21 protein-coding genes are annotated in these 21207 nt (G+C 63.0%); 16 read left to right on the top strand and 5 right to left on the bottom strand.

The window, feature by feature from the left end; translation table 11 throughout:
- Nucleotides 1-91 precede the first annotated feature (91 nt).
- From leuB to leuC, 4 genes are all read left to right on the top strand, one after another.
- Complete coding sequence (gene leuB, locus C4S68_RS01890) at nucleotides 92-1177, top strand: 3-isopropylmalate dehydrogenase (RefSeq protein ID WP_103931325.1); 1086 nt, start codon at nucleotides 92-94, stop codon at nucleotides 1175-1177.
- Nucleotides 1178-1249: 72 nt separating this feature from the next.
- Entirely contained in the window at nucleotides 1250-2020 is a 771-nt protein-coding gene (locus C4S68_RS01885; protein ID WP_103931324.1) for a hypothetical protein, read from the top strand.
- Nucleotides 2020-2652: a hypothetical protein gene (locus C4S68_RS01880; protein ID WP_103931323.1), complete on the top strand. Its 633-nt coding sequence runs from the start codon at nucleotides 2020-2022 to the stop codon at nucleotides 2650-2652. The genes C4S68_RS01885 and C4S68_RS01880 overlap by 1 nt, the downstream gene beginning before the upstream one ends.
- Entirely contained in the window at nucleotides 2649-4160 is a 1512-nt protein-coding gene (gene leuC, locus C4S68_RS01875; RefSeq protein WP_103931322.1) for a 3-isopropylmalate dehydratase large subunit, read from the top strand. The genes C4S68_RS01880 and leuC overlap by 4 nt, the downstream gene beginning before the upstream one ends.
- Here the strand turns inward: leuC and C4S68_RS01870 are convergent.
- Complete coding sequence (locus C4S68_RS01870; protein ID WP_103931321.1) at nucleotides 4157-4462, bottom strand: hypothetical protein; 306 nt, start codon at nucleotides 4460-4462, stop codon at nucleotides 4157-4159. The genes leuC and C4S68_RS01870 overlap by 4 nt on opposite strands.
- Nucleotides 4463-4495: 33 nt before the next feature.
- Here C4S68_RS01870 and leuD point away from each other — a divergent pair, with 33 nt between their 5' ends.
- The 9 genes from leuD (at nucleotide 4496) to C4S68_RS01825 (ending at nucleotide 14661) form a co-directional block, all read left to right on the top strand.
- On the top strand, nucleotides 4496-5134 hold the full coding sequence (gene leuD, locus C4S68_RS01865) for a 3-isopropylmalate dehydratase small subunit (protein ID WP_103931320.1): 639 nt from the start codon (nucleotides 4496-4498) through the stop codon (nucleotides 5132-5134).
- 309 nt (nucleotides 5135-5443) lie between these two features.
- Nucleotides 5444-7135: a dihydroxy-acid dehydratase gene (gene ilvD / locus C4S68_RS01860; RefSeq protein ID WP_103931319.1), complete on the top strand. Its 1692-nt coding sequence runs from the start codon at nucleotides 5444-5446 to the stop codon at nucleotides 7133-7135.
- 121 nt (nucleotides 7136-7256) lie between these two features.
- Nucleotides 7257-9020: a biosynthetic-type acetolactate synthase large subunit gene (ilvB, locus tag C4S68_RS01855; protein ID WP_103931318.1), complete on the top strand. Its 1764-nt coding sequence runs from the start codon at nucleotides 7257-7259 to the stop codon at nucleotides 9018-9020.
- Between the two features lie 295 nt (nucleotides 9021-9315).
- Nucleotides 9316-9864 carry a GNAT family N-acetyltransferase gene (locus tag C4S68_RS01850; RefSeq protein ID WP_103932119.1) on the top strand — a complete coding sequence of 183 codons (549 nt, stop codon included), beginning with the start codon at nucleotides 9316-9318 and terminating at the stop codon, nucleotides 9862-9864.
- Between the two features lie 2 nt (nucleotides 9865-9866).
- Complete coding sequence (locus C4S68_RS01845) at nucleotides 9867-10391, top strand: hypothetical protein (protein ID WP_103931317.1); 525 nt, start codon at nucleotides 9867-9869, stop codon at nucleotides 10389-10391.
- Between the two features lie 45 nt (nucleotides 10392-10436).
- The gene (ilvN, locus tag C4S68_RS01840; protein WP_103931316.1) at nucleotides 10437-11069 is read left to right on the top strand and encodes an acetolactate synthase small subunit; all 633 of its coding nucleotides are present in this window, start codon (nucleotides 10437-10439) and stop codon (nucleotides 11067-11069) included.
- 28 nt (nucleotides 11070-11097) lie between these two features.
- Nucleotides 11098-12936, top strand: coding sequence for a beta-L-arabinofuranosidase domain-containing protein (locus C4S68_RS01835; RefSeq protein WP_103931315.1), 1839 nt, complete (start codon nucleotides 11098-11100; stop codon nucleotides 12934-12936).
- A 44-nt stretch (nucleotides 12937-12980) separates the two neighbouring features.
- Nucleotides 12981-14021, top strand: a complete 1041-nt coding sequence (gene ilvC / locus C4S68_RS01830) for a ketol-acid reductoisomerase (protein ID WP_103932118.1) — start codon at nucleotides 12981-12983, stop codon at nucleotides 14019-14021.
- A gap of 244 nt (nucleotides 14022-14265) precedes the next feature.
- Nucleotides 14266-14661, top strand: a complete 396-nt coding sequence (locus C4S68_RS01825; RefSeq protein ID WP_103931314.1) for a DUF302 domain-containing protein — start codon at nucleotides 14266-14268, stop codon at nucleotides 14659-14661.
- A gap of 221 nt (nucleotides 14662-14882) precedes the next feature.
- Here the strand turns inward: C4S68_RS01825 and C4S68_RS01820 are convergent, their stop codons facing one another.
- The 3 genes from C4S68_RS01820 to C4S68_RS01810 all read right to left on the bottom strand — a co-directional run bounded on the left by C4S68_RS01820 (nucleotide 14883) and on the right by C4S68_RS01810 (nucleotide 16883).
- The gene (locus tag C4S68_RS01820) at nucleotides 14883-15827 is read right to left on the bottom strand and encodes a Gfo/Idh/MocA family protein (protein WP_103931313.1); all 945 of its coding nucleotides are present in this window, start codon (nucleotides 15825-15827) and stop codon (nucleotides 14883-14885) included.
- Between the two features lie 218 nt (nucleotides 15828-16045).
- Nucleotides 16046-16555 (bottom strand): SRPBCC domain-containing protein, encoded by a 510-nt coding sequence (locus C4S68_RS01815; RefSeq protein WP_103931312.1) that lies wholly within the window; start codon nucleotides 16553-16555, stop codon nucleotides 16046-16048.
- On the bottom strand, nucleotides 16536-16883 hold the full coding sequence (locus C4S68_RS01810; protein WP_268807253.1) for an ArsR/SmtB family transcription factor: 348 nt from the start codon (nucleotides 16881-16883) through the stop codon (nucleotides 16536-16538). The genes C4S68_RS01815 and C4S68_RS01810 overlap by 20 nt, the downstream gene beginning before the upstream one ends.
- Nucleotides 16884-17239: 356 nt before the next feature.
- Here C4S68_RS01810 and C4S68_RS01805 point away from each other — a divergent pair, with 356 nt between their 5' ends.
- The 3 genes from C4S68_RS01805 (at nucleotide 17240) to C4S68_RS01795 (ending at nucleotide 20605) form a co-directional block, all read left to right on the top strand.
- A complete protein-coding gene (locus tag C4S68_RS01805; RefSeq protein ID WP_160114955.1) occupies nucleotides 17240-18940 on the top strand; it encodes an ankyrin repeat domain-containing protein in 1701 nt (566 codons plus the stop codon).
- Between the two features lie 117 nt (nucleotides 18941-19057).
- The gene (locus C4S68_RS01800) at nucleotides 19058-19570 is read left to right on the top strand and encodes an SRPBCC family protein (protein WP_103931309.1); all 513 of its coding nucleotides are present in this window, start codon (nucleotides 19058-19060) and stop codon (nucleotides 19568-19570) included.
- A gap of 12 nt (nucleotides 19571-19582) precedes the next feature.
- Nucleotides 19583-20605 carry a zinc-dependent alcohol dehydrogenase family protein gene (locus C4S68_RS01795; protein WP_103931308.1) on the top strand — a complete coding sequence of 341 codons (1023 nt, stop codon included), beginning with the start codon at nucleotides 19583-19585 and terminating at the stop codon, nucleotides 20603-20605.
- Between the two features lie 71 nt (nucleotides 20606-20676).
- On the opposite strand, the gene C4S68_RS01790 is transcribed toward C4S68_RS01795, so the two are convergent.
- Entirely contained in the window at nucleotides 20677-20964 is a 288-nt protein-coding gene (locus C4S68_RS01790; RefSeq protein ID WP_103931307.1) for a DUF427 domain-containing protein, read from the bottom strand.
- Nucleotides 20965-21207 lie beyond the last annotated feature (243 nt).

Raw genomic sequence — 21207 nt, 5'->3', positions numbered from 1 at the left:
GCCTAGGAATCGACCGAAAAGACCGAGCGCTGAAGGCGCGACACATCAACGCAGCGCCTTCCTAATCCCTAACCCCTAATCCCTGGACGCCATGAAGCTAAACATCGCCATCCTCGCCGGTGACGGCATCGGGCCCGAAGTTACGGGCGAAGCCGTCAAGGTCCTCAAGGCAATCGCCACTGCTGGCGGCCACGACTTCACCTTCACCGAAGCCCTCATCGGCGGCGTCGCCATCACCGCCGAAGGCACGCCACTGCCGCAGCGGACCATCGACATCTCACTCGCCGCCGATGCCGTCCTCCTCGGCGCCGTGGGCGACAACAAGTTCAACTCCCTCACGCCCGACAAGCGCCCCGAGGCCGGCCTGCTCGCCATCCGCCAGCACCTCGGCGGCTTTGCGAACCTCCGCCCCTGCCTCGCCTTCTCCGCGCTCTCCAACAACTCCGTGCTCAAGCCCGAGGTCATCGAAGGCGTCGACATCCTCTTCGTTCGCGAGCTCCTCGGCGGCCTCTACTTCGGCCAACCCCGCTCTTGGGACAAGGAGACCGGCCTCGCCATCAACACGATGGTCTACACCAAGCCCGAGGTCGAGCGCGTCGCGCACATCGGCTTCCAACTCGCCCAGAAGCGCAAAAAGAAGCTCACCCAGGTCGATAAGGCCAACGTCCTTGAGTGCTCCCAGCTGTGGCGGGCCACCGTCGAAGAACTGAAGCCCCAATACCCCGACGTCACCGTCGAGCACCAGCTCGTCGACTCCATGGCCATCCTGCTGATGAACCAGCCCAAGACCTACGACGTCGTCCTCACCGAGAACCTCTTCGGCGACATCCTCTCCGACGAGTCCGGCGTCATCACCGGCTCGCTCGGCATGCTGCCCTCGGCCACCATCGGCGGCAAGGTCAACCTCTACGAACCCGTCCACGGCTCCGCGCCCGACATCGCCGGCCAGGGCAAGGCCAACCCCCTCGGCGCGATCCTCACCGCCGCGATGGTCCTCCGCCACTCCGCCGGCCTCGAGCAGGAAGCCCTCGCCATCGAGAAGGCCGTCAACGCCGTCCTCGCCCAAGGCCACCGCACCGCCGACATCGCCAAGGGCGGCGCCACCGCCAACACCAGCACCACCCAGATGGGCCAATACGTCCTCGACGAACTGGCCAAGCAGTTAGCCACCGCATAGTTCTTCTTGTTTGTCATTCCGTAGCGCAGCGTAGGAACCTGCATTCGCTCTCACCAGCACCACGACTCGATCATGCGCAACTATCGAAAACTCGCCGCCGCCCTCGCTCTCACGAGCACGGCGGCGATGTGCGCCTCGATGAGCATTCCAGCCCACGCGCAGATCGAAGACCCCAACCACCTCATCGCACCTCCGCCCCGCAACCCCGCCCACCACTACGACCAGGCCCCGCTCAACGACCTGCAGTGGATGTGGAAGTACACCAAGCCCGCTCCCTCCGGCGACCCAACCGCGCTCCGCTACGACGCCCGCTTCAAGGCGCTGCTCGACGCCACCTTCAAGCAGCCCCAGGCCATGTGGAACGCCGACGTCACGCAGCCGCCCGCGCTCGCGCAGGTGATCCCGCTCTTCCTCACGGCCAACGGTGAAGTCACCGCCGACGGCAATCGCTATCTCTCCGTCGACGGCTGCGTGCCTGACTTCTGTCCCGCGCACGGCATGCTCTGGGCCGACCTCGGCCTCAAGACTCCACTGCTCGTCTTCGCCGGCGTCACCTGGTCCACGCAGAACCACACCACCGACTCCGCCGCAGCCGACTACACCCTCTGGCTCTTCGCCAGCCGCGACCTCTCCGCCGATTCCCTGCCCGTCGCCCTGCGCAACGCCATCTCCCGATGGGACGCGCGCCTCGCACTCGCGCACCGCATCGTGCCTCACATCAGCCGCGCCCTGCTCATCGCTCCCGACGGCAGCGCGCAGCCGGTAGACCCCGCGGATGCCGGAGCGAACACCTTCCCGCCACAGGCAGGCGATGATGGCTCGCGCGCTCAGGAGATGAACTAATGCTTCCTCTTCTGTTAGCTGTAGCCCTGGCAACGGCTCCAATGCACGCAACCGCGAAGGTTGCCTCTCCCTGTCCGAGCGATCTGCGCTGGATGCTCGAGTATGCCGCGCCAAATGGAAAATCTCCCGAGCAAAACGAGAAGCTGTTGGACGCGCCGTGCTTTCGTATCGCACTGCGCCGCGCATTTCCGCTCCGATACTCCATGAGGGGGAAAGACTTGACGTTCGCGGACTACGTCACATGGCATCTTCAGGTCTTTTCTGACGGCCCGCAGCAAAAGGCAAACCGCTACGTCATCATCAGGGGATGCGTTCCGCACTCCTGTCCCGACACAGGTTTGCTTTGGATTGATACCGCAACTGGATCTCTTGTGTTCGCTGGCTCCGAAGCAATGCGACCGTTCAAGAGTGATGCCTACCATCTATGGTTCGCTACGACTCTGCCAGACCGAAACGAGCGGCAGACGCTGAACTTGCCTGCAGAGTTACTGGACTCTCTCAAAGATACTTTCGTACGAGAAAGATTTGTCTCCGTCACCGTAATCGACTCCGCAGGAACGATGGACACTTACTTGCCCACTACATTCGGGCTGAATGAATTCGAAACAGAAAACACAAGCGAGCAGAAATGACTACACAGCCTCTCAAGCCGCGCACTCTCTTCGAAAAAGTCTGGGACAACCACGTCGTCGTCTCCCCCACAGGCGAGCCCACGATCCTCTACATCGACCTCCAGCTCGTGCACGAAGTCACGTCGCCGCAGGCATTCGACGGTCTCCGCCTCGCCGGCCGCAAGCTGCGCAATCCCGCACGCCATATCGCCACGGTCGACCACAACGTCCCTACGTCCTCGATCGAAGCGCGCCTCCACATCGTCGACCAGATCGCCTCCGCGCAGGTCAACGCCCTCCGCAAGAACTGCGCCGAGTTCGGCATCGAGTTCTTCGATGTGCAGGACTCCCGCCAGGGCATCGTGCACATGATCGGCCCCGAGCTCGGCGCCACCAAGCCCGGCATGACCATCGTCTGCGGCGACTCGCACACTTCGACCCACGGTGCCTTCGGCGCACTGGCCTTCGGCATCGGCACCAGTGAAGTCGAGCACGTCATGGCCACGCAGACGCTGCCGCAGTCCAAGCCCAAGACCTTCCGCATTAACGTCGAAGGCGAGCTTCCCTATGGCGTCACCGCCAAGGACATCATCCTCGACATCATCGGCCGCATCGGCACCGCCGGCGCCACCGGCTACGCCGTCGAGTACGCCGGCTCCGCCATCCGCGCCCTCTCCATGGAAGGCCGCATGACCATCTGCAACATGAGCATCGAAGCCGGCGCCCGCGCCGGCATGATCGCCCCCGACGAAAAGACCTTCGCCTACCTCAAGGGCCGACGCTTCGCCCCGGGCACCGCGCCGATCAACCTAGTTTCGCCGGATGCCCGTCCCGCGAACCCCGACCTCGGCACAACGACCGACGACTACGAAGCTCAGTGGAACCTGGCCGTCGAGCAATGGCGCGCCCTCGTCACCGATGAAGGCGCAACCTTTGATCGCGAACTCACCATCGATGCCACCAAGCTCGCTCCCTCCGTCACCTGGGGTACCTCCCCCGGCATGGTCACCACCATCGACGGCAAGGTCCCCGTGCTCACCGACGCCAAGGACGACGCCGACCGCAAAGGCTTCGAGCGCGCCTATGAGTACATGGACCTCAAGCCCGGCATGCCCATGGAAGAGGTCGCCGTCGACGCCGTCTTCATCGGCTCCTGCACCAACGGCCGCATCGAAGACCTCCGCGCCGCCGCAACCGTCGTCAAGGGCCACAAGGTCGCCACCACCGTCCGCGCGATGGTCGTCCCCGGCTCTCAGGCCGTCAAAGCACAAGCCGAAGAAGAAGGCCTCGACCTCGTCTTCAAGTCCGCAGGCTTCGAGTGGCGCGAGCCCGGCTGCAGCATGTGCCTCGGCATGAACCCCGACATCCTCCAGCCCGGCGAACGTTGCGCGTCCACATCCAACCGGAACTTTGAGGGCCGGCAAGGTCGCGGAGGCCGCACCCATCTCCTCAGCCCGGAGATGGCCGCCGCCGCAGCCGTCACCGGCCACCTCACCGACGTTCGCAACTGGAAGTTCAACGAAGCTTAGTCGGTCGACTGGAGAACGCCATAGGTCACCAGCAAATCAGGTTTCTCAACCAGCATCGCTTCAATCGCAGCTCTCACATGAGCTTCGTCCAGGAAATTTACTAACAAGGGGGGAGGATCGCTGAAGAAATGCTCACTGCCTTCATCCCTCATGCACCGGTAGATGTTCTTGGGCGTTGCAGCTAAGAGCGAATAAGCTCGCCCATCCCTGAGATGGATATGAACATCGACATTGTCGTCATCGGGATCGACATTATCGACCAGACTGACGAATTCAACGCTTAGCAGTTCAACATGATTCATAGGCGCACCGATCTCTAGAAGGTACCAGTTGCCATGACACCAATAGATAAGCTCACCAGCACCGCCGTCCCCCTCCCGCTGCCCAACATCGACACCGACCAGATCATCCCCAAACAATTCCTCAAGCGCATCGAGCGCACTGGCTACGGCGACTTCCTGTTTTACGACTGGCGCTACGAGCTCGACATCCCCGACCACGTCGAGGAGAAGAAGGACTTCGTCCTCAACAACCCCGCGTACAAAGGCTCGCAGATCCTCATCGCCGAAAAGAACTTCGGCTGCGGCAGCTCCCGCGAGCACGCCGCCTGGGCCATCGCCCAGTACGGCTTCCTCGCCGTCATCGCGCCCTCCTTCGCCGACATCTTCTTCTCCAACGCCGGCAAGAACGGCATCATCCTCGTCCGCCTCACCGAAGAAGAGACCGAGACCCTCATCAAGAAGTGCACCGCGAACCCAAAGCACGAGCTCACGATCAACCTTGAAGCCCAGACCGTCACCGACGCCGACGGCTTCTCCGCCCACTTCGACATCGACCCGTTCCGCAAGTACTGCCTCCTGAACGGCCTCGACGACATCGGCCTCACCCTCCGCCACGAATCCGACCTCGACAAGTTCGAAGAGAACCACAACAAAGAATTCTGGCTAAGCCCCAAGTCCGACAAAGCCGCGTAGCCCAAAGCCGAACCGCATAACTCGCAAGCGTGCGGCATAATCCGCAGCCGTCTTGTTAAGGGCACGGCTTCAGCCGTGCCGAACGAACGATTCAAAGACGGCGGCTTTAGCCGCTGAGGTACCCGCACCATCCAGCGCCAACGGCGCGACCTATACCAGCCTAGGCCGAAGGCCTAGGTTCAGACGACAAAAGGACTAGAGGGCTGAAGGCCCGACACAATAGGCCCAGCAAGAACGGCAGGTCACGGCTTCAGCCGTGACATTCAACAATCGCAATGATCGCGGCTTTAGCCGCTGAGGTAACAGCAAGTGTCGAACGTTCCCGGCAAAACCAACTCCATCGCCCTCACCGAAGGCCCATCGCGCGCCGCTGCCCGCTCCTATCTCCGCGGCGTAGGCTTCAGCAAGGAAGACCTGCACAAGCCCATCATCGGCATCGCCAACACCTGGACCGAGATCGGCCCCTGCAACTTCCACCTCCGCCAGGTCGCCGAGGCCGTCAAGCAAGGCATCCGCGAGGCCGGCGGCACGCCCATGGAGTTCAACACCGTCACCATCTCCGACGGCATCACCATGGGCACCGAAGGCATGAAGGCCTCGCTCATCTCGCGCGAAGTCATCGCCGACTCCATCGAGTTAGTAAGTCGCGGTAACTCCTTCGACGGCCTCGTCTGCATCGCCGGCTGCGATAAGAACATGCCCGCCGCCATCATGGCGCTTGCCCGCCTCAACATCCCCGGCCTCATGCTCTACGGCGGTTCCATCATGCCCGGCAAGCTGCCGCAGGCCGACGGCTCGAGCAAAGAGATCACCATCCTCAACGTCTTCGAAGCCATCGGCTCGCACGCCGCCGGCAAGATCAACGACGATCAGCTCGAAGCCGTCGAAGCCGCAGCCTGCCCCGGCCCCGGAGCCTGTGGCGGCCAGTTCACCGCCAACACCATGGCCATGGCTGGCGAGTTCCTCGGCATCTCGCCCATCGAAATCACCGGCGTGCCCGCCATGAGCCTCGAAAAGCACAACGCCTCGCGCGAAGCCGGACACCTCGTCATGGAGCTGGCCCGCAAGCAGGTCAAGCCCCGCGACATCCTCACCCGCTCAGCCCTCGAGAACGCCATCACCGCCGTCTGCGCTTCCGGTGGCTCGACCAACGCCGTGCTCCATCTCATCGCCATCGCACACGAGCTAGACATCCCGCTCTCGATGGAAGACTTCGACCAGATCTCCGAGCGCACGCCCTTCATCTGCGACCTCTCACCCGGCGGCAAGTACAACGCCAAGGACTACCAGGAAGCCGGCGGCTCCCGCGTGCTCGCGAAGCGCTTGATGGATCGCGGCTCGCTGCACAACATCTCCACCGTCACCGGCAAGACCCTCTTCGAAGAAGCCGCGCACGCCGTCGAGACACCCAACCAGCCCGTCATCCACACCTGGGAGAAGCCCCTCAAGCCGACCGGCGGCCTCGTCATCCTGCGCGGCAACCTTGCGCCCGATGGCTGCGTCGTCAAGGTAGCCGGACACGAGCGCATTCATCACACCGGCACCGCCCGCGTCTTCGATAGCGAAGACCTCTGCTTCGCCGCGGTGAACGAAGGCAAGATCAACCCCGGCGACGTCTGCGTCATCCGCTATGAAGGCCCCAAAGGCGGCCCCGGCATGCGCGAGATGCTCGCCGTCACCGCCGCCATCAAAGGAATCCCCGAGCTCTCGGAAACCGTAGCCCTGCTCACCGACGGCCGCTTCTCCGGAGCCACCCGCGGCCTCATGGCCGGCCACGTCGCCCCCGAAGCCTTCATGGGCGGCCCTATCGCCGCCGTGCACGAAGGCGACACCATCACCTTCGACATCCCCAACCGCAAGCTCCAGCTCAACATCAGCGACGAAGAGTTAGCCGCCCGCCTCAAGGACTTCAAAGCCCCCGAGCCTCGCTTCAAGCGCGGCGTCTTCGCCAAGTACGCCAACACCGTAAGCAGCGCCAGCATCGGAGCCGTAACAAGCTAACCGTTATGCCCTCAGTTTTAATCGCCGTCATTCTGAGCGAAGCGAAGAACCCCTGTATTTTGCTCGGACCAGCAATCAACCGCAAGGAACGCGACAATCGTCGCACCGGAGGTTTAACACTATGAGTACGCACCCCACCCTCACCGGCTCCGAGATCCTCTGGGCCACGCTCGCCGGCGAAGGCACCACCACCGTCTTCGGCTATCCCGGCGGAGCCATCCTGCCCATCTACGACGCGTTGCGCAAGTTCCCTTCCATCCATCACGTGCTCGTGCGCCACGAACAAGGCGCATCCCACATGGCCGATGGCTACGCGCGCGCCTCGGGCAAGGTCGGCGTATGCATGGCCACCTCCGGCCCCGGCGCGACCAACCTCGTCACCGGACTCGCCACCGCCATGCTCGATAGCATCCCGATGGTCGCCATCACCGGCCAGGTCTCCTCCAAGGTGCTCGGCTCGGATGCGTTTCAGGAAGTCGACATCACCGGCATCACGCTGCCCATCACCAAGCACAACTTCCTCGTGACCAAGGCCGAGGACATCGCACCCACCGTGCGGCTCGCCTTTCAGATCGCACGCTCGGGCCGCCCCGGGCCCGTGCTCGTCGACATCACCAAGGACGCACAGCAGGCCTCCGCCGTCTTCGACTTCGACATGTCGAAGCCCAAGCCCTATCGTCCGCACCCCATGCTGAGCGCGGAGGACACCTCCATCCGCGAAGCGCTCGCGCTCGTGAAAGCCGCCAAGCGTCCCGTCATCCTCGCCGGCCACGGCATCGTGGAGAGCGGAGCCCAGCGCGAGGTCATCCAGTTCGCCGAGACGCTGCAGATCCCCATCGCCAGCACCCTGCTCGGCCTCGGCGCCATCCCTGCCGCGCATCCGCTGCAGCTTGGCATGATGGGCATGCACGGAGAGAGCTGGGTCAACAACGCCATCCAGCAGGCCGACCTCCTGCTCGCCTTCGGCATGCGCTTCGACGACCGCGTCACCGGCAACCTCGCGCACTACTCGCCCAACTCGAAAAAGATCCACGTCGAGATCGATCCCAGCGAAGTCAACAAGAACGTCCGCGCCGACGTCGCCCTCATCGGCGACCTCAAGGAAGTCCTCAATCTCCTCTTCCCGCTGATGACCGCTGAGATCGGCGAACTCAAGGCTGACCACATCGCCTGGATCAAGGAGATCAACGCCAGCAAGGGCACCGCCGCCGTCCGCGACATCATCAACCTGCCCGACAACGGCCACCTCTACGCCGCCCACGTCATCCACGACATCTGGCGCGAGGCCCAGGCCGCAGGCCGTCTCGAACAAACCATCATCGTCACCGACGTAGGCCAGCACCAGATGTGGGAGGCCCAGTACTTCAAGCACGAAGCCCCGCGCTCGCTAGTAACCTCCGGCGGCCTCGGGACGATGGGCTTTGCTCTACCGGCAGCGATTGGAGCCCAAATGGCCTGCCCCGAGAAGGACGTCTGGGTCATCGCCGGCGACGGCGGCTTCCAGATGACCGCCTCCGAGCTCTCCACCATCGTGCAGGAGCAGCTGCCCATCAACGTCGCCGTCATCAACAACGGCTTCCTCGGCATGGTGCGTCAGTGGCAGGAGACCTTCTACGACAAGAACTACTCCGCCTCACCCATCCTCTCGCCTGACTTCGTCATGCTCGCCAACGCACACGGCATCGACGCTACCAACGTCAGCCAGCGCGCAGATGTAACGCCTACGGTGACGAAGGCCCGCACCAGCGGCAAGCCCTTCCTCATCAACTTCGCCGTCGAGAAGGAAGACGGCGTCTACCCCATGATCGCCCCCGGTGCCGCTCTACACGAGATGGTCCGCCGCCCCGTCCACGATCCATTACTCGAAACCGCCGAGGATGAGTAGTGACCAATCCATGGAGAAACGCTCACTGGCGCACTGCGATCATCACCTCGATCGTTCTCGTGGCTTTGTCGTGGGCCTGCTTCTTCGTACCACACCTCCAGGTGTGCGCCATTTTTCTATTTCCTGGCTTCTCCGTCGGAGGTCTTCTGTTTTATCGAGAAGGAGCCATAACAATCTCGAACGGTGCCTTCATCACCTTTGAGACGTTGTTTAGCCTCACGTTCTATTGCTTGTTGGTACGAACCTGGATCGCAATCGCCTCTCGTCGCCACACTTCAGCGAAATCTCTCGAAGCATGACCACCACGCTCCAACTCGCCAGCGAACGCCTGCTCCTCCGTGAGTGGCAGCCCCGCGACCTCACACCCTTCGCTGCGATGAACGCCGACCCCGCCGTGATGCGCTACTTCCACGCCCCCATGACCCAGCAGGAAACCGAAGAAGCCATGGCCCGCTACAACGCACAACTCGCCCGCGACGGCTTCACCATGTTCGCCGCCGAAGACCGCGCCACCGGCGAGCTACTCGGCATCCTCGGCGCGCAGACCATGCGCTTCGCCATTCCCAACGTCGCACAGCCCGCAGTCGAGATCGGCTGGCGCCTCGCCACCACCGCACAAGGTAAAGGCCTCGCGACCGAAGGCGCCAACGCCATCCTTAACTACCTTCGCGAAACTACGCAGCTTCACGAAGTCGTCGCCATCACCGCCGTCGAGAATCAACCCTCCCGCCGCGTGATGGAGAAGCTCGGCATGACCTACATGCCCGCCCTCGACTTCGACCACCCGAACATCCCCGCAGACAGCCACGTGAACCGCACCGTCGTGTATCGGAGGGCCCTGTAACCATGCCACGTCTGACACCCATCGCTGCCACCTTCGCGGCCCTCGCGCTTACGGCCTGCAGCTCCGCGCCCTCACCGCAATCGCAACCGGCGCCCACGAAGCCCGCAGCACCTGCGGTGCAATATCCCGCACGCCCCACCATCGCACCACCCGCATTCAAGGTCTTCCACCAGGACGCCATGGGCATCACCCTGGTCGCGCCCGAGAACGCCACAGACGAACAGATCTCCGCTATCGTCTGGCAGCTCCGCGACGCCGCGCACGACCACTCCTTCGACCAACTCCATATCTCGCAGAAGCTCGTCGACGCCCGCGATCCCATCGAGTGGTTCCACATCTACCGCGGCTCCAAGTGCGCCAGCGAAAAGTTCACCCAGGGCCCACTGCCCTGCGGCCACGCCTACCACGTTGCCGGAGAGTTCACCCTCGGCAGCTTCCACGACAAGGACCACAACATCGGCTCATTGGTCCATGACGAGAACCACCAGACACCGCTCTGGGATCCCAACACCCCCAATCACTCCTAACCGGTCCCTCTGAACCCTAACCCCTGAACCCTGGACCCTGCCTTTATGCTGCATACCTTCGTAGCCCTCGTTGACGACAAGCCCGGCGTGCTGACGCGCGTGGCCTCCCTCTTTCGCCGCCTCAGCATCAACATCGTCTCGCTCACGGTAGGCGAAAGCGAACGCTCCGATGCCTCGCGCATGACCATCGTCTGCGAAGCTCCCGAGAACGCCGCCCACCGCATTCGTGCGTCGCTCTACAAGCTCGAAACCACCATTCACGTCGACGAGGTCAACCGCGCCGAAGCCGTCGTGCGCGAGCTCTGCCTCATCAAGGTCGCGGCCGGCCCGCAGCATCCGCACGGCGTCCACTCGCGCTCGCAGATCTTCGAACTCGCCACCGTCTTCCGCGCCCGTATCGTCGATCTCGCGCCAGAGTCCGTCATGCTCGAGATGACCGGCTCCGCCTCCAAGATCGAAGGCCTGCTCCAGGTCCTGCGCGAGACCGGCTACGACGTCCTCGAGGTCTCCCGCACCGGCCGCATGGCCATGCGCCGCGGCCTCCACACCAGCCGCGTCCTCAAGGCGCTCGGCACGAAAGCCGACAGCAGCCCCCTCAACGAGCCGACCACCGACATCCTCGACCTCGATCCCGACGCGCTCCCCGAAGACGACAAGCTGCCCACCGAGTTCGACTAGATCCTCCACTACGCCTGAAGGCCTAACGATGAACCGCCGCCACTTCGTCCAATCAGCCAGCGTATTCTCCGCCGCAGCCCTGCTGCAGACTCGCGGCGTGCCGGCCCGCGCCACGGTACCGGCAAGTACCACGCGCCCCACAAAGCTCCAGCAGCTCGATTACTCCCAGGTCGAGCTGCTCAACGGCCCCATGAAGCAGCAGTTCGACCAGAACCACGCCTTCTTCCTCAGGCTCGACAACGATCGCATGCTCATGCCGTTCCGTCTGGCCGCCGGCCTGCCCGCTCCCGGGGATGACATGGGCGGCTGGTACGCATGGACCAAAATCTTCACGCCCGACACCGGAATGCCGGGCTTCGCCTCCGGTCACGCCTTTGGACAATGGGTCTCGGCTCTTTCGCGCGCCTACGCCGTCACCGGCGATCGCGCCACACAGCAGAAGGTCCACACACTCGTGAGCGAGTACGCGCGAACCATCTCGCCGAAGTTCTACGAGACGTATAACTTCCCCTGCTACACCTACGACAAGCTCAACATCGGCCTCATCGATGCCCACCAGTTTGCCGTCTGCCCTACGGCCTTCGACGCACTCAACGCCACCACCGATGTAGCCTTGCCGCACTTCCCGGAACGCGCTCTCACGCGCGCCGAGCAACACGATCGGCCGCACCGCAACGATGCCTACACCTGGGACGAGCCATATACCCTCCCCGAAAACTTCTACCTCGCCTACCAGCGCGGCGCAGGCGACCGCTATCACAAGCTCGCCCAGCAGTACCTGCAGGACCGCGAGTACTTCGATCCTCTCGCCCGCGGCGAAAACCCCGCCGTGCACGATCACGCCTACTCGCACGTCAACGCACTCAACTCAGCTGCGCAGGCGTACCTCACCGATGGCAGCGACAAACATCTCCGCGCGGCGCACAACGGCTTCGCGCTGCTGCAACAACAGAGCTTCGCCACTGGCGGCTGGGGACCCAACGAGACCATCGTCAGGCCCGGCACCAACGAGCTCGCCGACTCACTCACCAAGACCCACTCCAGCTTTGAAACTCCCTGCGGCGCCTACGGCCACTTCAAGATAGCCCGCTACCTCATGCGCGTCTCCGGCGACCCCAGCTACGGCGACAGCATGGAGACCGTGCTCTACAACACCGTGCTCGGCTCCCTGCCCATCACCGAAGAAGGCCACGCGTTCTACTACTCCGACTACAACCAGGACGCGGTCAAGACCTATCACCCCGACAAGTGGCCCTGCTGCTCCGGTACGCTGCCACAGATCACCGCCGACTATCACATCAGCACCGCCTTCTGCACCGCTCGCGGCCTCTCCATCAACCTCTACACACCCTCGCGCATTCGCTGGCAGCAAGGTGCAGCGCGCCTCTTGCTCACGCAGGCCACAACCTATCCCCACGGCAACGAAGTCACACTGCACCTCGACGCCGACCGCACAACCCAGTTCCCGCTCGACCTCCGCATCCCCGCCTGGGCCGGCCCGCAGACGCGCATCAGCATCAACGGCAAAGCTTTCCAACAGCCACTCATTGCCGGCACGTGGTTCACCATCGATCGCACCTGGCGCAAGGGCGATCGCGTCGAGATCGAGTTCGATATGCCGCTACGCCTCGCTCAGCTCGACGCGGAGCACCCCAACTTCGTCGCGCTCATGTGCGGCCCACAGACTCTCTTCGCCGTCCTTCCCTTGGCGAACGAACAACTCACGCGCGCACAACTCCTCTCCGCACAGCGCGTGTCCTCCACCTCCACCGACTGGACCGTCGCCACCGAGCGCGGCCCCATTACCTTCCGCCCGTTCACATCCCTGAACAAAGAGCATTACCGCCTTTACCACCAGGTGTCGTGAACGAGACAATAGAGTCAACCCAGAAGAAAGAAGACGAAGCGAACATGGCAAAGACTTACCACGATCAAGACGCAGACCTCTCCCTCATCCAGTCCAAGCGGGTGGCCATCATCGGCTACGGCTCGCAGGGCCACGCGCACGCGCTCAACCTCAAGGACTCCGGCGTGCAGGTCAAGGTCGGCCTCCGTCCCGGCTCCGCCAACGCCAAGAAGGCTGAGAACGCCGGCCTCGAGGTCGTCTCCGTCGCCGAAGCCTCGCAGTGGGCCGACACCATCATGGTCCTCGTGCCCGACCAGACCGCAGCCAAGGTCTACGCCGAGATCGAGCCCGCGCTCCACGCCCTCGGCTCCGACGGCCAGCCCAAGACCCTGATGTTCGCGCACGGCTTCAACATCCGCTTCCGCACCATCACGCCTCCCACCACGGTCGACGTCTCGCTCGTCGCGCCCAAGTCCCCCGGCCATCGCGTGCGTGAGGTCTTCACCGAAGGCGGCGGCGTACCCGGCCTGGTCGCGGTCGAGCAGGATGCCAGCGGCAAGGCTCTCGCCAACGCACTCTCCTACGCCAAGGGCATCGGCTGCACCCGCGCCGGCGTGCTCGAGACCACCTTCACCGAAGAGACTGAGACCGACCTCTTCGGCGAGCAGGCTGTCCTCTGCGGCGGCACCGCTGCCCTCGTCAAGGCTGGCTTCGAGACCCTCACCGAGGCCGGCTATCAGCCCGAGCTCGCCTACTTCGAGGTCCTCCATGAGCTCAAGCTCATCGTCGACCTCATGTACCGCGGCGGCCTCGAGTACATGCGCCACTCCATCTCCGATACCGCCGAGTGGGGCGACTACGTCACCGGTCCGCGCATCGTCACCGCCGAGACCAAGAAGGCCATGAAGGACGTCCTCACCGACATCCAGTCCGGCGCCTTCGCCAAGCGCTTCATCGACGACCAGAACAACGGCCGCAAGGAGTTCGAAGCCTTCCGCCAGCAGGACCGCGATCACCCGCTCGAGAAGGTCGGCGCCGAGCTCCGCAAGGCCATGCCCTTCCTCGATCCGGTCAAGGTCGAGAACGGCCACGTCGTCAAGGCGTAGCCCTGTCAATCCGTCACGAACAAGCGAACCCGGGTCCGAACCATCGGACCCGGGTTCGCGCTTAACCGCAACCTGGTATCTGGCAAACTGGCATCTGGAGTCTGGTTCTAAACATCCGCAACGACAAACTCGCAACCCAAAGCTCGCCACTCGAAACTCGATCCCGTCTCCTTCATCTTTCACAGCGCTGCGACGCCGCGCCTCTAAGATGGTCGTATCCGCCGCACCTCAAGGAGAACGAGCCATGGAACCGACTCAGGACAACGGGCTGAAGATCTTTCCCAGCAAGCACGCTCCCGCAGAAACGCTCGATCGACTCACCACCGCGCTCCAGCAGCACGGCGTCACCGTCTTCGCCCGCATCGAGCATAGCCAGCTCGCTGCAGAAGCCGGCCTGCACATGCCTCCCTGCGCTGTGCTCATCTTCGGCAATCCCAAAGCCGGCACGCCCGTCATGCTCGCGGCCCCAACCTCCTCCATCGACCTTCCCCTAAAGGCGCTCGCCTGGGAAGACGCCGACGGCAACAGTTACCTCGCGATCAACACGCCCGAGTACCTCGCCGCCCGCCACAACATCCCTGCCGACCTCATCAAGAACCTCGCCGCCGTCACACCGCTCATCGAAGCCGCTGCGCTGTAGCCATGGCTGCCACACCTTCTGGGTGCCCCACACCTCGAAGAGATGTGGGGTCGCAGGATAATCGCGCTACATCAGCTGCCTGCCCTCAGAACGGGTTGAAGCGCCATCGGCGCGACCACATACTAGCCTGGGCCAAAGGCACAGGTATCTGGGGAAGAAAGCTCCCAGCGCTGAAGGCGCGACATATCCGCAACGCAGAGGACATGATGCAGAGCGGCGCTTTATGCACCCTTCATCACCTGCTCTGTCACCCAGTCCGTCCAGATCGCCTCACGACCCGGCGCAACCAGCGCCTTACCATCCAGAACTCCCGCGACAAAATCTGCAATCAACGGCCCATGCGTGTTCTCCGCCGTCGGCAACTCTTCCTCGCCACCGGGCCAGCGCAACGCAGGCCCATTCAGCGGCGTGAGATTCATCTCCCCCTCGACACCAACAATGCGAAACTCATCCCGTGGTACCCGCGAGTTCCACCGCGCATCGACCACCGCCTGCACACCCCCCGCATACCCGATCACCGCCGTCGCCGAGTCCTCGACCTCCAGCGCATGCAGCGCATTCGACCGCATTCCCACAGCCCGCTCCGGCTTGCCAAAGAGAAAGTTCAGCGCGTCGATCCGGTGCGACGCCACGTCATATAGCGGACCTCCGCCGGCCATCTTCGGATCCCGCAGCCAGCCCCGCTCTTCGCTCTCCAGCCAGCCGTGATAGATCCCCTCGGCAAACACCGGCTGACCAATCACACCCTGCGCAAGTAACTCCTTCGCCCGCGCCAGCTTCGGATACAGCCGTCGATAGTAACTCACGCCAAGCAACCTCCCACTGCGATCAGCCGCCGCAACGATACTCTGCGCCTCCGCAAAGTTCATCGCCACCGGCTTCTCGCACAGCACATCCTTACCCGCATCCAGCGCCGCAATCGCCAGCTCCGCATGCATCACCACTGGCGTAGCGATATACACCGCATCGAAGCTCGACTGCATCCCATCCGCCGCCAGCGCCGCATCCAGCGTCGTCCACGAACTCACACCGGGATACGCCGCAGCCTTCGCCACATCCCGCGTGACAACACCCGCCAGCGTGCTACGCGCATCCGACAAGATCGCAGGAATCACCCGCTTCCGCGTAATGTCCCCAATGCCAACCACCAGCCAACGAACATGCATGCGAACCAGCTTACCTCGCCTCAGCCAAGCCCGCGTCACTGCCACGAATCCAGGTGCCCCACATCTCGCTTCTGAGATGTGGGTGCCCTGCCGCAGAAGCCTCAGAAAGCACGAACCGGGTGCCCGACGTCTCGACTTTGAGACGTCGGGGGCTTGGAGGCTTGGGGGCCTTACAAGATACCAAGCCCGGTCACCCGGCTACGTTTGCCACGAGCTTCCTACTTCGCCTGCTTCATCTCCGCGAGAACGTCGGCGATCTTGTCGAGGATCTGGTTCCAGCCTTCCATCTGTCCGCTGTTCTTCGCACTCTCCGCCGGTTCGTTTCCGATGAACGTAAGCCGTGTCTGGCCGTTGCCAAGATCCTCAAACAGCGTCACGTCAAACGCATCTTCGATCGCCTCGTGCTCAATCCCAAGCGTCGCTGGATCGATCTTGTTGCCCTTCGAGTCCGCGAAGTACATGGAGGAAACGATCTTCTCCTGCGGAATAATCTCGTGGAACTCGCTCGCATTCCAGAACTCCTGCCCATCCGGCGACTTCATGCAGCACAGCAGCTTCCCTCCAACGCGGAAGTCCATCTCACAAGCCGGCGAAGTAAAACCCTTCGGCCCCCACCACTGCATGATGTACTTCGGATCGGTCCACGCCTTCCACACCAACTCGCGTGGGGCATCGAACACACGTGTCACCACCATCCGCTCCACTTCGCTAACCGTCTTTTCTGCCATCTCGCACCTCCTCTTTCTTCATTTGATTGAGAACCACGCCCAGCTTGTCGAAACTCTCTTCCCAGAACCTGCGATAGCTGATCGCCCAGTCACTGACGGTCTTGATCGCCTCCGGCCTCAGCCTGCAAACACTCTCTCGTCCCCGCTTCGTCTTGATCACGATCCGCGCCCGCACCAGGCACGCAATGTGCTTCGAGATCATCTGCTGAGAAACATCAAACGGCTCGGTCAGAACACCCACCGTCGCCGGCCCACGAGTCAGCCGATCGACCATCGCCCGCCGCGTCGGGTCCGACAAAGCCGCCAACGTTGTGCCCAGAGAATCCACAACCACATAGTTGTGGATTTAGGCGATTATGTCAATCACCAAATTCCCCCAATCGTCGCTTTTGTCCGGTCGCTCCTGAACCATCAGCCGCCGTATTGCCTCCCGGCCAGCTGGGTGCGATCCTTTCCTCCATGCGGCTCAAAGACGTTCCTGCAGAGTACCCGTCCCGCGATCGCCACGCGGCCCGTCATCGCACTGTGTCACCTCGATCGAAGCGCAACGGTCTCATCGGCCCGCGTAGTGGAGAGACCCGCATCTTTCTTGTGGCATCCCTCTTGTGCCTCGTCGTTCTCACACTGAAACTCAGCGCGCAACAACTCAGGCCCGATCCGGTTCCGCTCCCCGACCGCATGGAGATGCGTCTCCTCACACCTGTCGTCAACATCCACGCCGACGACGACCCAGACCCGCCCAACCTCACGCCCATCCAGCGAGCCATGCACCAGGGCGGTCGCATCTTCGGCATGATGGTCAGCGTCACCCTCGAAGTCGTGGTCAACGAGAACGGACGCGTCGACTCCGCGACCCCCACGGGCGGCCCAGAGAAGTTCTACGCCCAGGCACAAGAGATCGAGATGCACCGCGCCTTCCAGCCAGTTCGCATCGATGGCCAGATCCGCCGCGTCGAATTCACCGACTACGTCCGTGTATACCCTCAGGAACGCTGGGAGAGTGTGCACATCCCTCTCCCTGAAGTGCCCTACATGAGGACAGTCAACATCTCCCTCGAACGCACCGGCTGCCTCGGCTCCTGTCCAAGCTACAAGGTGACGTTAAGCGGTGATGGAGACATCACCTTCGTTGCGCCAGATCGTCCTTATGCCTTCGTCACCGTGCCCGGAATCCATCACGCACGAGTCTCGTCGGACACAATGCGAGAGCTCTGGAACTCCTTCCGCCGCGCAGACTTCCTATCTGCGCAAAACGATTACACCTGCAACTGGACCGACATGCCTTCGCAAACCTTGACAGTCACCTTCGGCAAGATCACGAAGACGGTCCACGACTACGGGGGCCTCGTCGTCGGCCTCCCCGAAGCCATCGAACATCTCGAATCAGCGATCGACGAAGCCGCTGACACTGCACGCTGGGTTCGTGGCAATGACAACACCCTCTCCTCTCTCCGCGCCGAGCACTGGAACTTCGCCGCAGCCGACGCGACCAATCTGGCCCTCTACAACAACGCCATCGCCAGCAAGCGCACGCCTCTCACCGATGCCTTCATCGTCGCCAAGACGCCCCTCGTCTCCGCCGACAAGAACACCCCCTCCCCCATATGCGCCGCATCCGCCTCGGGAGACATCGACCTCGTCCAGCGCATGCTCGTCACCCCGGCAAAGGCCTCGAGTCTTCCGCCCCATGTCCGCTACGAATGTCTCTCGATGGCAGCGACATCCGGATCTATCCCCGTTGTCGACTTCTGGCTCGATCATCACGCGCCCCTCAGACTGGCCTATCCGAAATCCTCCGATGAGGACGATGACCAAGGCCCACAATCTCCTCTCTTCGCAGCGGTGAGCCGCGGCCACATCAGCATTGTCAAGCGCCTTCTGCAACGAGGCGCCAGCGTCTCCCTGGCGGCCAACGACGGCCATTCTCTCCTCGCGCAGGCCGTCGACCGCAACGATGACGAGCATCCCGGTGAGGCGGCCTCCATCGTCAAACTGCTGCTCGCAGCCGGAGAAGACCCCAACGAGGAAGACCTGTGGAACCGGCCGCCTCTCTTCATGGCCGACTCCGCAGAGATCGCTCAACTCCTCCTCGGCGCTGGCGCAAAGGTCAATCAACGCGACTCCTCCGGCGGCACCGCACTCATGTACGCCTTCGACCCCGAGATCGCAAAGCTCCTCCTCGAATCGGGAGCCGATCCCACCTCGCGAGATAAGGATGGTAAATCAGCCCTGGACCACGCAAAGGAATTTGGCCGCAAGGACTCCGCCGCGCTCATTCAGTCCGCGCTCGATGCCCAGATCGGCCTTCATCACACCGAGGACCCCAGTGGGAGTCCGCCCGAGAGCAAAGCGACCACCACCCCACCCACCTCCGGCCACCCATAACCGCAGCTGCGTCCAAGCCCTCCGCACCGTTCAAGCTGAACAAAGTTTGACCGACGGCTCCGTCGCGTCTAAAATTTGAACACGTTCAAAACTAGAACGCTCGCCTTGGAGGTCCCGTTGATCCACATCGAAGAGACCACCCTCATCCACGCCCCCATCGACCGCTGCTTCGACCTCTCCCGCTCCGTCGAGGTCCACCTCCGCTCCAACATCCACTCCGGCGAACAGGCACTCGCTACCGGCGGCGTCACAACTGGGCTGGTTGGCCTCCACCAGCGCGTCACCTGGCGGGCCAAACATTTTGGCATCTGGCAGAACCTCACCAGCGAAACCACCGCGCTCCAAGCGCCCACGTACTTCCAGGTCACCATGGTCGAAGGTATCTTCCGCTCCATGCAGGCCGACCACATCTTCCGTGCCATCTCTCCCACGTTCACCGAGATGAAGGACGTCTTCCGCATCGCCGCCCCGCTCCCGCTCCTCGGTCTACTCGCCGAGCTCCTCTTCCTCCGCCGCTACATGCTCAACCTCCTCCGCGAACGCAACGCCGTCATCAAACGTGTCGCGGAGTCGCCCGCCGAGTGGCAGCGTTATCTCCCTGACACCCAAACGCGGATAATCACGGAGTAAGGAGTTCGCTCGATGCCCACCCCCAAGACCCTCCGCCTCCACGCCTTCGGCCTCGACCACCTCGCCCTTGAGGACATCGTCCTCGGCCCCCTCGGACCTTCTGACGTCCACGTCCGCTTCCACGCCGCCTCGCTCAACTACCGCGACCTCATGGTCGTCCGCGGCGAATATAACCCCAAGCTCCAGATGCCCCGCATCCCCGGCTCCGACGCCGCAGGCGAGGTCCTCGCCGTCGGCCCCGCCGTCACCACCCTCAAGCCCGGCGACCGGGTAGCTTCGCTCTTCTTCCAGGACTGGCGCGACGGCCCCATCCAGAACGCAACCGGAAAGTCCGCACTCGGAGGCCCCATCGACGGCGTCTTCGCCACCGAGCGCATCCTCCCCGCGAGCGGCCTCATCCGCATTCCCGACTCCCTCACCTACGAACAGGCAGCGACGCTCCCCTGCGCTGCCCTCACCGCCTGGAACGCCCTCGTCGAGCGCGGCGGCCTCTTCGCTGGGCAGACCGTCCTCACCCTCGGCACGGGCGGTGTCTCGCTCTTCGCCCTGCAGTTCGCCTCCGCCATGGGTGCCCGCGTCATCGCCACCAGCTCGTCCGACGAAAAACTCGTCCGCGCCCAGGCCCTCGGGGCGAGCGCCACAGTCAACTACCGCGCGAATCCCCAATGGGATCAGGAGGTGCAAGCCCTCACCAACAAGCGTGGCGTGGACCACGTCGTCGAAGTCGGCGGCGCCGGCACCCTGCCGCTCTCGCTCAAGGCCGTCACGCCCGGCGGCAAGGTCTACGTCATCGGCGTGCTCAGCGGCAAAGGCGCCACCATCGACCCGACGCCCATCCTCGCCAAATCCGTTCAGGTCCACGGCATCTACGTCGGCAGCCGAGGCATGTTCGAACGCATGCTCGCCGCCATCGAGGCCAACCGTATCCAGCCGGTCATCGACCGCGTCTTCCCGCTCGCCGACTACCGCGCGGCCTTCGAGCACATGGCGAACGGTGCCCACTTCGGCAAGATCGTCCTCGACCTCGCCATGTAGCTCCTCACCCCAAAAGGAAAGACGCCCCGAACTCGGGGCGTCTTCGATCCTGCAAACCATTCAAACGGGGCCTACGTCGTGACGATCTCCACACCGCGCCAGAAGGCGACGTGGTGCTTCACCTTGCGGGCACCCGGCTTGGGATCGGGGTAATACCACGCCGCATCAGGATTCTCCTGACCATCGACCAGCAGCGTGTAATACCGAGCAAGACCCTTCAACGGGTGCGTCGAGCTCGTGGAGCTGGGGCGAAGAAACACCCTGTTTACAGCCTCTTCCGGAAAGAAGACGTTACCCTCAACTGTCTGAATCTCATCGCTCTCAGCCAGTGTCTGTCCGTTCCAAATTGCTTTGGCCATTCTCCCCTTCCATCTCTCTAAATAAAGTTGATGGCGCCAGCCCAGCTGCTGACATCCTGGTACAAGCCGGAGCCGGGTTCTGCCCAGCGGCTTACCCTAAGTATGCCACAAACCTACCGGAAATGGGAAGTTGCAAGAGCGATCCCTACAAAAGCCTGTAGAAGTCTTCCCCCTGTGACCCCACTGATACCCAACAGAAACAGACCAGCCTGCCACTTGGGCAGGCTGGGTGCCGTTGTATCT

The sequence above is a fragment of the Bryocella elongata genome, assembly GCF_900108185.1.
GTDB lineage: Bacteria > Acidobacteriota > Terriglobia > Terriglobales > Acidobacteriaceae > Granulicella > Granulicella elongata.
The sequence above is the reverse complement of the archived record's forward strand: the minus strand, read 5'-3'. Positions and strand labels throughout refer to the sequence as shown.